The 13,232-nt window shown below is 72.2% G+C and carries 10 protein-coding genes; 6 read left to right on the top strand and 4 right to left on the bottom strand.

Features of this window, described 5'->3' with window-relative positions; genetic code table 11:
* Window positions 1-229: 229 nt before the first annotated feature.
* Window positions 230-1,063 (top strand): DUF3027 domain-containing protein, encoded by an 834-nt coding sequence (locus JW613_RS34365; protein WP_209215044.1) that lies wholly within the window; start codon window positions 230-232, stop codon window positions 1,061-1,063.
* Between the two features lie 207 nt (window positions 1,064-1,270).
* Window positions 1,271-4,435: a sacsin N-terminal ATP-binding-like domain-containing protein gene (locus JW613_RS34360; protein WP_209215043.1), complete on the top strand. Its 3,165-nt coding sequence runs from the start codon at window positions 1,271-1,273 to the stop codon at window positions 4,433-4,435.
* Window positions 4,436-4,508: 73 nt separating this feature from the next.
* On the opposite strand, the gene JW613_RS34355 is transcribed toward JW613_RS34360, so the two are convergent.
* Entirely contained in the window at window positions 4,509-5,870 is a 1,362-nt protein-coding gene (locus JW613_RS34355; RefSeq protein WP_209215042.1) for a hypothetical protein, read from the bottom strand.
* Window positions 5,871-6,164: 294 nt separating this feature from the next.
* On the opposite strand from JW613_RS34355, the gene JW613_RS34350 reads away from it, so the two are divergent.
* Window positions 6,165-6,401: a metallothionein gene (locus JW613_RS34350; RefSeq protein WP_099882180.1), complete on the top strand. Its 237-nt coding sequence runs from the start codon at window positions 6,165-6,167 to the stop codon at window positions 6,399-6,401.
* A gap of 42 nt (window positions 6,402-6,443) precedes the next feature.
* Here JW613_RS34350 and JW613_RS34345 read toward each other — a convergent pair whose 3' ends face one another.
* Both JW613_RS34345 and JW613_RS34340 read right to left on the bottom strand, forming a co-directional pair.
* Window positions 6,444-8,837: an HAD-IC family P-type ATPase gene (locus JW613_RS34345; protein WP_209215041.1), complete on the bottom strand. Its 2,394-nt coding sequence runs from the start codon at window positions 8,835-8,837 to the stop codon at window positions 6,444-6,446.
* Window positions 8,838-8,923: 86 nt separating this feature from the next.
* On the bottom strand, window positions 8,924-9,184 hold the full coding sequence (locus tag JW613_RS34340) for a DUF2530 domain-containing protein (protein WP_099882178.1): 261 nt from the start codon (window positions 9,182-9,184) through the stop codon (window positions 8,924-8,926).
* A gap of 235 nt (window positions 9,185-9,419) precedes the next feature.
* On the opposite strand from JW613_RS34340, the gene JW613_RS34335 reads away from it, so the two are divergent.
* Window positions 9,420-10,898: an NCS2 family permease gene (locus JW613_RS34335; protein WP_209215040.1), complete on the top strand. Its 1,479-nt coding sequence runs from the start codon at window positions 9,420-9,422 to the stop codon at window positions 10,896-10,898.
* Between the two features lie 9 nt (window positions 10,899-10,907).
* Here the strand turns inward: JW613_RS34335 and JW613_RS34330 are convergent, their stop codons facing one another.
* A complete protein-coding gene (locus tag JW613_RS34330) occupies window positions 10,908-11,159 on the bottom strand; it encodes a hypothetical protein (RefSeq protein WP_209215039.1) in 252 nt (83 codons plus the stop codon).
* A gap of 310 nt (window positions 11,160-11,469) precedes the next feature.
* On the opposite strand from JW613_RS34330, the gene JW613_RS34325 reads away from it, so the two are divergent.
* Both JW613_RS34325 and JW613_RS34320 read left to right on the top strand, forming a co-directional pair.
* A complete protein-coding gene (locus JW613_RS34325; protein ID WP_099886587.1) occupies window positions 11,470-11,847 on the top strand; it encodes a MarR family winged helix-turn-helix transcriptional regulator in 378 nt (125 codons plus the stop codon).
* Between the two features lie 33 nt (window positions 11,848-11,880).
* The coding region (locus JW613_RS34320) for an MFS transporter (protein WP_209215038.1) at window positions 11,881-13,232 on the top strand (1,352 nt) is incomplete at its 3' end.

Here is a 13,232-nt window from a genome sequence, read left to right as displayed (position 1 = left end):
CCCCACCCGCGCGGGCGGGGACGGCTGGCTGCGGATTCCTCGGGTGACCCTGTGGGGTAGCGTGGGTGAACGGTGCGCACCGTATGGCCTTTGAGCGCGGGCGCGGACGTCGTAGCGGCCACCCGGTCCCGCTCCGTCCCCGACCCCGCCCCTCCACTCGTGGCCGTACGGGCAGCGCACGCCGACAACGGCGCGACGGCGTAGGAGAGACGATTCTTGTGAGTGCTGCATGAGTGCCGCGACGCGGAGTACGAGCCGTGGCGCGCGGAGTCGGCGCGCCCCCGACCGGCTGTGTGCCGAGGCCGTGGAGCTGGCCCGGGCCGCCGCCGAGGAAGCGGCGGCGCCCGGCACCGTCGGCGCGTGGCTGGAGGCGGTGGCCGACGCCGATGCGGACCGGGTGGTCACCCACTACTTCGAGGCGCAGGAGCCCGGATACCGGGGCTGGCGCTGGGCGGTGACCGTCGCGCGGGCCTCCCGTGCCAAGAACGTCACCGTCGACGAGTCCGTGCTGGTCCCGGGCCCCGACGCGCTGCTGGCCCCCGAGTGGGTGCCCTGGAGCGAGCGGCTGCGCCCCGGTGACCTGGGCCCCGGCGACCTGCTCCCGACCGAAGCGGACGACCTGCGGCTGGAGCCCGGCTACACGGGTGCGGACGCGCCGCCGCCCGACTCGCCGGTCGCCGAGGAGCAGCCCGAGGCGCGGGGCCCCTCCCGTGCCGCCGTCGGTGCGGTCGCCGAGGAACTGGGCATGGGTCGGCCACGGGTGCTCTCCCGGTACGGGCTGCACGCGGCCGCCGACCGTTGGGAGGAGTCGCACGGCTCCAAGACGCCGATGGCCCAGTCGGCCCCGGCCAGCTGTATGAGCTGCGGCTTCCTGGTGCCGCTGGCGGGTTCGCTGCGGCAGGCGTTCGGGGTGTGCGCCAACGAGTACAGCCCCGCCGACGGGCACGTCGTCTCCCTCGCCTTCGGCTGCGGCGGCCACTCGGAGGCCGCCGTCATGCCGCGTGCTCCGCAGCCCCCGCCGCCCGTCATCGATGAGACGGTCGCCGACCCCTTCGGCGACTGAGGGTTTCGCGGAAACGGCCGCGCCCCGTGCAGGGGCGCGGGGAACTGCTCCCCCAGCCTCCGGCCGGGAGGTAGCCCCACGGCCACGACGACAGCCGCAGCCGACAGACGGCCCACAGGGCTACGGCGGTGTGTGCCGTAACCTTCCCTTTCGCCGCAGGGGGACGGCTCAAGGGGATGGGATGCACATGCCGAGGAGGCCGACGCCGTGAGGGACACGTTCGGGACCGAGCGATTGCGGCAAAGCGTGCTGGACGCCTGGACGGCGTCCAGCGCCCGGTTCCGCGAGGACGCCAACGCCGAGCAGGATCTGGCGCTGGGCGGCTACCGCGACCGTCTGGTGGTGGAGCTCGCCCAGAACGCCTCGGACGCCGCGGCCCGCGCCGGTGTGCCTGGCCGGCTCCGGCTCGGCCTCGACGACGGGAGGCTGACCGCCGCCAACACCGGGGAGCCGCTGGACGCCGCGGGCGTCGAGTCGCTGTCCACGCTGCGCGCCTCCGCCAAGCGCACCGAGCCCGACCAGGGCGCGGTGGGCCGGTTCGGCGTCGGCTTCTCCGCGGTCCTCGCCGTCACCGACGAACCCGCTGTGGTCACCCGCACGGGGACGGCGGGGCAGGCGGGCGACGGCGTGCGCTGGTCGCTGGCCGAGGCCAGGGAACTGACGCGGCAGGCCGCTGCCGCCAATCCTCAGCTCGCCCAGGAGCTCGACCACCGCGAGGGGCACGTACCGCTGCTGCGGCTGCCGTTCCCGGCCCCGTACGAGGAGTCGGCCGTGCCCTCGGGGTACGACACCGCCGTGCTGCTCCCGCTGCGCGACGAGGCGGCGCACTCGCTGACGCGGCGGCTGCTGGCGGCGGTGGACGACGCGCTGCTGCTGGCGCTGCCCGGCCTGGCCGAGGTCGTCATCGACACCGGGGACGGCCCGGCCCGCACCCTCACCCGGCACGAGGAGGACGGCTACGTCCTCATCCGGGACTCCGCGGCGGGCACCACCCGGTGGCGGCTGGCGGGCGACAGCGGTGTCGCCGACCCGGAACTGCTCGCCGACCGGCCGGTCGAGGAGCGGGCCCGGCCCACCTGGTCGGTGACCTGGGCGGTGCCGGTCGACGAGGAGGGCGCCCCCGCCAAGCCGCGTACTGCCGCGTGTCTGCACGCGCCGACCCCGACCGACGAGCCGCTGGGCTTCCCCGCGCTGCTGCTGGCCTCCTTCCCGCTGGAGCCCACCCGGCGCCATGTGGCCCCGGGGCCGCTGACCCGGTTTCTGCTGCACCGTGCCGCCGACGCCTACGCCGCGCTGCTGCGCGACTGGCGGCCCGTGGCCACCAGCACCGTCGATCTGGTGCCGGGGCCGCTGGGGGCGGGTGAACTCGACGGCGAGCTGCGCGCGCTGGTGCTGGAGCGGCTCCCGGACGTCCCGTTCCTGGCGAGCGCGGCCACCGTAAGGGCGGCCGAGGACGACACCGAGCAGCCGTACGCCCTGCGCCCCCGGGACGCCGAGATCATCGAGGGCGCGGGTGCCGCGACCGTCGCCGTACTGTCCGAACTCTTCCCCAGCCTGCTGCCCGCCGGGCTGGAGCGGCGCACCGAGCTGCGGGTGCTGGAGGTGCCCCGCGTTCCGCTGGGCGAGGCCGTCGACCGGCTCACCGGCGTCGAGCGGGAGCCGGGCTGGTGGTGGCGGCTGTACGACTCCCTCGCGGGTGTGGACCCCGAGCGGCTGACCGGGCTGCCGGTGCCGCTCGCCGACGGCCGGACGGCGGTCGGGCCCCGGCATGTGCTGCTGCCGCTCCCGGACGGCGCCGTGCCGCCCGAGAGGATGGCCCGGCTCGGGCTGAAGGCCGCTCACCCGGACGCCGTGCACCCGCTGCTGGAGAAGCTGGGTGCCACCCCCGCCACCCCGCGCGCCGTGCTGACGACCCCGCAGGTACGCGCGGCGGTCGCCGCCTCGCTGGACGCCGAGGAGGCGTGGGACGACGGCCTGGACGGCGCCGAGGGCGGCGGGCTCGACCCCGACGAACTGGCCGAGACCGTCCTCGGTCTGGTCCGTGACGCACACCTCGCGCCCGGCGACGAGCCGTGGCTGGGCGCCCTGGCGCTGCCCGACGAGGACGGCGAGCCGGCGCCCGCCGCCGAACTCGTCTACCCGGACTCCCCGTTCGCCCGCGTGCTGCGCGAGGACGAACTGGCCACCTGCGACGCGCAGCTGGCCGAACGCTGGGGCGAGCAGCCGCTGACGGCCGTCGGCGTCCAGGCGGACTTCGCCCTGGTGCGTGCCGAGGACGTGGTGCTCGACCCGGACGGCTTCGAGCCCCGCGAGGGGGACTACCCCGAGCCGGACGACCCGGGGCTGCTGGACGCCGTGGACGTGTGGTGCGAGGACGTGCTCGACCAGTTGGCGGCCGACGGCGACGAGGGCTCCGTGCCGCCCGTCGCGGTGGAGTTCGTCGCCGTACGCGACCTGGACCTGGTGGACGACGCGCACTGGCCCGAGGCGCTGGCGCTGCTGGCGCGCCCGCCGCTGCGGGACGCGCTGACCGCGCCGGTACGGGTGCGGCTGGGCGACGGCACCGTCACCGACGTACGCCCGTACAGCGCCTGGTGGCTGCGCGGCCACCCGGTCCTCGACGGCCGCCGTCCGGCCGGCCTGCGCTCTTCCGGGGGAGATCCGCTGCTGCGCGGGCTGTACGAGGAGGCCGACCCGGGCGATGTCACCGACGAGGGAGTGCTGCGCGCGCTCGGCGTCCGTACGACCGCCGCCGCGCTGCTCGCGGAGCCGGGCGGCCCGGCCGAGCTGCTGCGCCGGCTGGCCGACCCGGCGCTCCCCGTCCACCCCGCGCAGCTGCACGGGCTCTACACCCTGCTTGCCACCGCCGGACTCGACCCGGCCGAACTCACGCTGCCCGACGAACTGCGCGCGGTCCGGGACGGGACGACGCAGGTGGTGGACGCCGCCGAGGCGCTGGTCGCGGACGCCCCCGACGCCCTCCCCCTGGTGGGGGACCGGCCGCTGCTGCCGGTGGCTCCGCAGGACGCCGGTGAGCTGGCGGCACTGCTGGAGGTGCGGTGCGCCGGCGAGGAGGTCGCCCATCTGGTGCCCGAGTCGGCGGGCACCGAGCGGGAGGTGCCCGCCGTGGTGCGGGAACTGCTGCCGGGCGCCCCGGACCGCTACCGGGAGCACGAGGAGCTGCGGATCGGCGGCGTCGACCTCGACTGGCGCCGCACCCCGGACGGCACCCTGCACGCCGCCACCCTGGAAGGGCTGGCCTCGGCCCTGGCCTGGTCGGCCGGGGCCTGGCCCCGCCGCTTCGAGGTCACGGCGCTGCTGGAGGACCCCGCGCGGGCGGCGGAGCTGGCCGCCGCCCGCTGGTTCGACTGAGACCCCACGCCCGGGCCCCGGCCGTCGTCGGATCCGCCGGACTCTCGGGTCCCGGCCCGGGGCCGGGCGGCGGTCAGCCCTTCGTGCTGTAGACCGCCGCCAGCGGCGTCGGCAGCCCGGTCGAGGAGGGCTCGCTCACGTCGTCGGCGCCCAGATACAGCCGGCCTGCCGCGTACAGCGCACGGGAGTCGCCGATCTCGAAGGAGGTCTCGATCTTGTAGTCGGAGCCGTTGTTGCGCAGCAGCGGAGTCTTCTTCAGGGTGCGGGCGTCCAGCCGCCACACCGCGCCGCCCTCTTCGCGGTAGGTGTTGGCCTTCTGGTAGGCCAGCACGTTGCCCTTCTTGTCGAGCCCGATCGGGGTCATCGCGCCCACGTTTGAGCCCTCGACGTGGGCCTTGCGCTTGCCGGTCCGCAGATCGAGTGCGACGACGTCGTTCTTCGCCTCGGAGCCGGCCTTCACCGGCTTCTCCGTGCCCAGGTACAGCGCACCGGCTTCCTTGCCGACCGCGACCTGCTTGCAGTCGGTGATCTCGGTCGCCGGGCAGTCCACGTCGTACTTGCCGTACTTGCCGCCCGTCGTGGGGATCGTGGCGAGCAGCCGGCCGCGTGCCGTGCTGTCGTCCACGGACAGGAACTCGGAGACTCCGGAGCCGCCCTGCGCCTTGCCGTCGTCGGCGGCGAGCACCAGCGGGTCGGCGGAGACGACGTGCACGTTCTCGGTCCCGGCGGGCAGCGAGAAGGTGGAGTCGGCGGCGCGGGTGCGGGGGTCGACCGTCTGCACCTTGAGCCTGGGGTTGTCCGTCGTACCGCAGTCGCGTACGGCGATGAGCTTGTCGCCGCTTCCGGCGTAGCCGTCTGCCGGGCAGCGGGTGTCCGAGGAGGGGCCCCACAGCTGACGGCCGCCCACGGTCCAGCCCGCGCTGCCGCTGGTGCCGCCCGCGGCGACCGTGCCGCCGCCGATGGTCACCTCGTCGAACATCGCGGCGGACCCGTCCTCCAGCGCCTGCCGGTGCCAGCGCAGTCTGCCCTGCTTCAGGTCCACGAGGCCGACCTCGGTGCAGACGGAGGGATCCTTCTTGTCGTTCTCGTAGACGACGGCTATCAGACCGTCCTCGGTGGGTTCGGGGGAGGACCAGCAGATCTCCCCGCTCAGCGGCACCGTCCAGGCGGGCTTTCCTCCGTCGAGCGGATAGCCGACGATCTTTTTCAGATCGGCCTTCACGAAATGGCTGCCGGTCGTCCACATTCCCTGGGCGCCGGCCATCTCGCTCACCTTGGCCATCGGCACCTTGTGCGAGAGCTCGGCCTCGGGGGCCGACGCGGCGGCCGAGGCGTCGCCGCCCCCGTCGTCCTGGTCGTCCGAGCCGCAGCCGCCGACCGCCAGCGCGACCGAGAGGGACACGGCGGCGAACGCCGCCGTACGGGAACGGGACATTTGAATTCTCCTCGTGGGGGGAACCGCGGATTCGGTGCCGCGAATTCTTGCCGCATCGCGCGTAGATTTTCAACTCGGCTTTTCTTTCCGCTGGTTCAGTTCAATTGTCCCGGAGATAATTTTCAGAATTACGGGCCCGAATTTCGCCGCGCCACCCCTCCAACGGGTGCGCCCGGGTGGCTGAGGCCGGGTCGGGGCCGGGGCTCGCGGGGTAACGATGTGCACGCTCGGCACCGGACCAGTACCGGCTCGGCATCCGCTTCCACCCGTTTCCATGTGATCCAAGGAGAGTCCATGCCCGTCTGCGAGGTCTGCGACAACGACTACCCCCACACCTTCGAGGTCCGCTCCGCGGGGCAGGTGCACGTCTTCGACTGCCTGGAGTGTGCGGCCCACAAGATGGCGCCCGTGTGCGAGAACTGCGGCTGCCGCATCCTGGGGCACGGCATGGAGTCGGAGGGCCACTACTACTGCTGCGCGCACTGCGCCCGCGCCCAGGGGCGTACCCAGCTGGCGGACAGCGCGCCGTAGAGCCGGCCGGAGGGCCGCCGGCGCGGCGGGTGGGCCGGAAGGCTACGACGACGACGGGGAGAGCCGTCGGGCCGCCCGCCGCCAGACCACCTCCAGCAGGACGCCCGCCACGGCGGCCACCCCCACCGCTGTCCACGGCAGCACCGCACCGGCCAGCTTCAGCGCGAAGAAGTGCTGGAGCGGCGGCGTGGCCAGCACCACGAGGAACCCCAGCCCCATCGTCAGCACCAGCCCCACACGCCACCAGGTGTAGGGCCGTGCCACGATGGCCAGCACCCACATGGCGATCAGAAACAGGGTGAGCGTCGCCGCGCTGGTCTCGGCGGTCAGCGAGCCGGGTCCGCTGTAGTGGCGCCGGGCCAGCAGATAGGTACCGAAGGTGGCCGCGCCCGCGATGAGCCCGCACGGTACGGCGTAGTGCAGCACGCGCCGTACGAAGTGCGGCTTGGCGCGCTCCCGGTTGGGCGCGAGGGCGAGGAAGAAGGCCGGGATGCCGATGGTGAGCGAGGAGAGCAGGGTCAGATGGCGGGGCAGGAACGGATAGGGCACCTGCCAGCACACGACCAGCAGCGCCAGCAGCACCGAGTACACGGTCTTGGTGAGGAACAAGGTGGCGACCCGCTCGATGTTGCCGATGACGCGGCGGCCCTCGCCGACGACCGACGGCAGCGTCGCGAAGCTGTTGTTGAGCAGCACGATCTGCGCCACGGCCTTGGTCGCCTCGGAGCCCGACCCCATGCACACGCCGATGTCGGCGTCCTTGAGCGCGAGCACGTCGTTGACGCCGTCGCCGGTCATCGCCACGGTGTGCCCTGACGACTGGAGGGCGCCCACCATCTCCCGCTTCTGCTGCGGGGTGACGCGGCCGAAGACCGTCCCGTCGGCCACCTGCCGGGCCCGCTCCTCCTCGGCCGCCGGCAACTCGCGGGCGTCGACGGGGTGTCCGGCGCCCGGCAGACCCAGTTTCGCGGCGACGGCCCCCACGGAGACGGCGTTGTCGCCGGAGATCACCTTGGCGCGGACGTTCTGCTCGGCGAAGTAGCCGAGCGTCTCGGCGGCGTCCGGGCGCAACCGCTGTTCGAGGACGACCAGCGCCGCGGGCCGTGCGTCACGGGCGGCGCCGTCCTGGTCCGGACCGGGCCCGTCAGGGCCGTCGAGCGGGCCGGCCGCCCGCGCGAGCAGCAGCACCCGCAGCCCCTCCCGGTCCAGCCGTTCCACGTCGGCGAGCACCGGATCGCCCTCCGCGAGCAGCACGTCGGGCGCCCCCAGCAGCCAGGCGCTGCGCGCCCCGTCCGGTTCGGCGAAGGCGGCACCGCTGTATTTGCGGGCCGAGGAGAACGGCAGGGTCCCGGTGGTCCGCCAGCTGCCGGCGCCGTCCGGCATCGGCGGGTAGGCCTCGATGATCGCCTGGAGGCTGGCGTTCGGGTTCGGTTCGGCGGTGCCGAAGGCGCGCAGCACCTGGGCGATACGTGCCTCGTGGGCCCCGTCGAGCGGCCGCACCTCGGTGACGTCCATGCCGCCTTCGGTCAGGGTGCCGGTCTTGTCCAGGCAGACGACGTCCACCCGGGCCAGGCCCTCGATGGCGGGCAGCTCCTGGACGAGGCAGTCCTTGCGGCCCAGCCGGATGACGCCGATGGCGAAGGCCACCGAGGTCAGCAGCACCAGACCCTCCGGCACCATCGGCACGATGCCCGCCACCATGCGGCGCACCGCTTCGTCGGCGTCGTTGTTCTCGACCACGAGCTGGCTGAGGATCAGACCGATCGCGGCCGGGACCATCATCCAGGTGATGTACTTCAGCAGTTGGCTGATGCCGCCGCGCAGCTCCGAGTGGACGAGGGCGAACCGGCTGGCCTCCTCCGCGAGCTGGGCCGCGTAGGCCTCGCGGCCCACCTTGGTCGCGGTGAAGGCGCCGCTGCCGGCGACCACGAAGCTGCCGGACATCAGCTGGTCGCCGGGGCGCTTGAGGACCGGTTCGGCCTCGCCGGTCAGCAGCGACTCGTCCACCTCCAGGCCGTCGGCCTCGACGACCTCGCCGTCGACGACGCACTTGTCGCCGGGCCGAAGCTCCACCAGATCGCCGAGGACGATGCCGGTGGTGGGGATCTCGGTGCTGCGGCCGTCCCGCCGCACCCTGGGCCGGGCCTCGCCGATGACGGCCAGATTGTCCAGGGTCCGCTTCGCGCGCAGCTCCTGGACGATGCCGATGCCGGTGTTGGCGATGATCACGAATCCGAAGAGGCCGTCCTGGATCGGTCCGACGACCAGAATGATCAGAAACAGCGCGCCGATGATCGCGTTGAACCGGGTGAAGACGTTGGCCCGCACGATGTCGGCAGCGGACCGGCTGTTGCGCGGCGGAACGTCGTTGACCTCGCCGCGCCCGATGCGTTCGGATACCTCGGCGCTGGTGAGGCCGCCGCGGGGCTGTGTCATGTTCCGACGGTACGTGGCGGCCGGTGCCCTCGTCGGGGGTGCGCGCCGGGTGCGGGCGCAGCTCGGCCGATCCCGCCGCGCCTCGTTCAGTCCTCCTGCGCTCGCTTGATCGCCTTGTCCCTGGCCTTCACGTACCAGATGCCCACGCAGCCCAGGGCGGCGCCGACGGCGCAGGTCCACAGCCACCAGGTGTGGCCGTTGTCGGCGAACCAGCTGTAGAAGGGCAGCTGGACCAGGAAGAGGACCAGCCAGATCAGCGTGCCGGTCACGGTGGTGGCGACGACGTTGCCCTCCAGCGGCTCGGGTGCCTCGCGCTCGCCGTTGGTCCATCTGTCCATGAGGCTCATCGCCGCGGCTCCCTCGTCTTTCGCCTGTTCCCCGGCTCCCAGCCTAGCGAGGCGGCGGCAGGCTGCGCGGGGCGGAGTTGGCGATCAACCCGTTCGTTTGTTCATACTGAACCGGTCTGGATGTGGCCGGTTTTTTTCGTCTGATAGTACAAACCGAGCCGGTCGTCTCCAGCGCCGTCCAGCAACCGCCCTGAGTCCGCAACGTCTCAGCACGAAGCAGTATCCGAGGTCACGCATGTCCGCTTCGGCCAGCCCGGTCGATTCCGAGGGAGCCCCGCAGGGGACCCCGCCCGCTTCCCCGTCCGCACTGGACCGCTTCTTCCAGATCTCGGAGCGCGGCTCGACCGTGGGCCGTGAGATGCGCGGCGGACTCGCCACCTTCTTCGCGATGGCGTACATCATCGTGCTGAACCCGATCATCCTCGGGGCGGGCGAGGACAAGTACCACCAGCACCTCGACAACGGTCAGCTGGTGACGGCGACCGCGCTGATGGCGGGGCTCACCACCCTGCTGATGGGCGTCATCGGCAATGTGCCCATCGCGCTCGCCGCGGGCCTGGGCATCAACGCCGTCGTCGCGCTGCAGCTCGCGCCCAAGATGAGCTGGCCCGACGCCATGGGCATGGTGGTGCTCGCGGGGATCGTGCTGATGATCCTGGTCGCCTCCGGTCTGCGGCAGAAGGTGATGGACGCCATCCCCAACGGGCTGCGGCGCTCCATCGCCATCGGTATCGGGCTGTTCATCTCGCTGATCGGTCTGGTCGACTCCGGCTTCGTCACCCGCAACCCGGACAAGGCGCACACCAGCGTTCCGCTCGGGCTGGGCGTGGACGGCAAGCTCCAGGGCTGGCCCGTACTGGTGTTCGTGCTCGGGCTGGTCCTGATGTACGTGCTGCTGGTGCGCAGGACCCGGGGCGCCATCCTCATCGGCATCGTGGTGATGGCCGTCGTCGCCATCGTGATCAACGCCGTGGCCGAGATCCCCGACGCGGCCTGGGGGCTGTCGGTGCCCGAGCTGCCGGACTCGGTGGTGGGCAGCCCGGACTTCGGGCTGATCGGCGAGATCAGCCTGTTCGGCGGCTTCCAGGAGGTGGGGTGGCTGACCGGCTGCCTGTTCGTCTTCACGGTGCTGCTGTCGGGCTTCTTCGACGCGATGGGCACCATCATCGGCGTCGGTGAGGAGAGCGGGCTCGCCGACGACCGGGCGCACGGTCAGCTGCCGCGGATGGGCCGCATCCTGTTCATGGACGGTGTCGGGGTGGCAGCCGGCGGTGCCGGCTCCTGCTCGGCCAACACCTGCTTCGTGGAATCCACCGCCGGTGTCGGCGAGGGCGCCCGCACCGGTCTGGCCAATGTGCTGACCGGCGGGCTCTTCCTGCTCGCGCTGGTCTTCACCCCCCTCGCGAAGGTCGTGCCCTCGCAGGCGGCGACCCCCGCGCTGCTGATCGTCGGCTTCCTGATCATGGCGTCGAACGTGCGGGACATCGACTGGGGCGACTCCACCGTCGCCATCCCGGCCTTCCTCACCATCATCTCGATGCCGTTCACCTACAGCATCACCAACGGCATCGGCCTGGGCGTGATCGCCTTCATCGTGCTGCGGATCGCGGTCGGCCGGGCGCGGGAGATTCCCTGGCTGCTGAACGCGGTCGGGCTGTGCTTCCTCGTCTACTTCCTGCTGGATCCGATCGAGCAGGCGTTCGGCGTCGGATGAGGCCGGGCCTCAGGCGAGGCCCCCCGCGCTGCGGGCCGAGTGGCCGTAGAACCGCTCGGTCCGCTCGACGGACGCCTTGAAGCGTTCGTCGAAGTCGTCGCGAACGAGCGTCCGGACCACATAGTCCTGGACGCTCATTCCGCGTTTTGCGGCATGGCCGTTCAGCCGCTCGAAGAGGGCGGCCTCTATACGCAGGCTGAGCACCTGCGACTCGGGCTGCTCACGATGGTCGTCGTCGCACGGCGGAGTCAGGCTGTTCATACGACAACGGTCGCGAACCCACCCCGGCCGCTGTCCGGCGAATGTGTTCCGTCTCACTCGTACGTGTGAGCCCCTGCGCTGTAAACCTCGTTTTCCTTAGGCCGGGTAATGAGATAGGCTAAGGACTATGTCGGAACAGCTCCCCGCTCCGCGCTTCGCGGACGGGCCTCCACCGGGTGCGCTCGACCAGCTCGCCGGACTCGACCGCCTCGAACAGGTCGACGAGGTCGCCGCGACCGGCGGAGACGACCAGGAACCGGACCTCGCCGAGCTCGACAAGGAAGCCGTCAACGCGATCCGTGCCGCGGTGATGCGCCTCTCCCGGCGGCTGAAGCACCAGCGCGTCGACGAGTCGCTGAGCCCCACGGAGATGTCCGTGCTCGGCACCCTCGCCCGCTGCGGCTCCGCCACCCCCAGCGAGCTGGCCCGCAAGGAGCATGTGCAGCCGCCGTCGATGACGCGCATCGTCGCCATGCTGGAGGCCAAGGGGCTGGTCCGGCTGGACGCACACCCCGAGGACCGCCGGCAGAAGGTGGTCACCCAGACCGAACAGGCCGAATCCATGCTGGCCGCAGCCCGTGCCAAGCGGAACGCCTGGCTGACCGAGCTGGTCCAGGAACTCGACGAGGACGACCGGGCGACGCTGCGTGCCGCCGCGCCGGTGCTGGAGAAGCTGGCACATCTGTAAGGAGCACGACCCAGAACAGGAGGCGACGCCGCTTTGAGTACGGGCCACGGAGCAGACTCCGCACCCGCACCATCCGCAGCCGACGACAACGAACCGCACGACCAGGGCGCCGGGCCCCGCGCGACCACCACCGCGAAGCCCTCGATGTTCAGCTCCCTGAGGATCCGCAACTACCGCCTCTTCGCGATGGGCCAGGTCGTCTCCAACACCGGCACCTGGATGCAGCGCATCGCCCAGGACTGGCTGGTGCACAGCCTCACCGGCTCCTCCACCGCCGTCGGCATCACCACGGCCCTCCAGTTCCTCCCCATGCTGCTGTTCGGGCTCTACGGCGGCGTCATCGCCGACCGCTGCTCCAAGCGCAAGCTGCTCTTCGTCACCCAGTCGACCATGGGCGTCATCGGCCTGGTGCTCGCCGCGCTCACCCTGAGCGGAAACGTGCAGGTCGCGCACGTCTACGCGCTCGCCTTCGCTCTCGGCCTGGCCACCGTCGTCGACAACCCGACCCGGCAGACCTTTGTCTCCGAGATGGTCGGCCCGGGTCAGATACGCAACGCCGTCTCGCTCAACTCCGCGAACTTCCAGAGCGCCCGGCTGGTCGGCCCGGCCGTCGCCGGCGTGCTGATCTCCGCGGTCGGCGGCGGCTGGGCGTTCCTGATCAACGGCCTGTCCTTCGGCGCGCCCCTCATCGGCCTGCTGCTGATGCGCCCCTCCGAACTGCACACCAGCAAGCGGGTGGAACGGGGCAAGGGCCAGCTGCGCGAGGGACTGCGCTATGTGCGCGAACACCCCGAACTGCTGTGGCCGATCGTGCTGGTCGGCTTCATCGGCACCTTCGGCTTCAACTTCCCCATCTGGCTCACGGCGTTCACCAGTGACGTCTTCCACGCGGGCGCCGGCACCTACGGCACCCTCAACTTCCTGATGGCCGTCGGTTCCGTGGCCGGGGCACTGCTGGCGGCACGCCGCGGCCAATCGCGGATGCGGCTGATGGTCGGCGCCGCGCTGGTCTTCGGCGTACTGGAGATCTTCGCCGCCCTCTCGCCCTCGTACTGGCTGTTCGCCGCGCTCATGGCGCCGATCGGGCTGGCGGGCCTGACGTTCAACGTCACGGCGAACTCCAGCGTCCAGCTGGCCTCCGACCCGGCGATGCGGGGCCGGGTGATGAGCCTGTTCATGATGGTCTTCGTCGGCGGCACCCCCATCGGCGGGCCCATCATGGGCTGGATCACCGACTCCTTCGGCCCCCGCATCGGCTTCCTCGCCGGGGGCCTCATCTCGGCGGGCGCGGCAGTGGGCGTCGCCCTGGTGCTCGCCCGTCTCGCGGGCCTGCGCCCGGCGGTGAGCCTCCGTAGGGGCCGGCCGCCCGTTCGTTTTGTCCGCCG

Source organism: Streptomyces smyrnaeus, from assembly GCF_017676345.1.
Taxonomy (GTDB): domain Bacteria; phylum Actinomycetota; class Actinomycetes; order Streptomycetales; family Streptomycetaceae; genus Streptomyces; species Streptomyces smyrnaeus.
This window is presented reverse-complemented; position numbering and strand designations above follow the sequence as displayed.

Excerpts from the sequence above, each read along its gene's own strand:
- JW613_RS34365 (WP_209215044.1), top strand. The coding sequence starts at position 230 with ATGAGTGCCGCGACGCGGAGTACGAGCCGTGGCGCGCGGAGTCGGCGC.
- JW613_RS34350 (WP_099882180.1), top strand. The coding sequence starts at position 6,165 with ATGCCCGTCTGCGAGGTCTGCGACAACGACTACCCCCACACCTTCGAG.
- JW613_RS34335 (WP_209215040.1), top strand. The coding sequence starts at position 9,420 with ATGTCCGCTTCGGCCAGCCCGGTCGATTCCGAGGGAGCCCCGCAGGGG.
- JW613_RS34340 (WP_099882178.1), bottom strand. The coding sequence starts at position 9,184 with ATGAGCCTCATGGACAGATGGACCAACGGCGAGCGCGAGGCACCCGAG.
- JW613_RS34330 (WP_209215039.1), bottom strand. The coding sequence starts at position 11,159 with ATGAACAGCCTGACTCCGCCGTGCGACGACGACCATCGTGAGCAGCCC.
- JW613_RS34355 (WP_209215042.1), bottom strand. The coding sequence starts at position 5,870 with ATGTCCCGTTCCCGTACGGCGGCGTTCGCCGCCGTGTCCCTCTCGGTC.
- JW613_RS34345 (WP_209215041.1), bottom strand. The coding sequence starts at position 8,837 with ATGACACAGCCCCGCGGCGGCCTCACCAGCGCCGAGGTATCCGAACGC.
- JW613_RS34325 (WP_099886587.1), top strand. The coding sequence starts at position 11,470 with ATGCGCCTCTCCCGGCGGCTGAAGCACCAGCGCGTCGACGAGTCGCTG.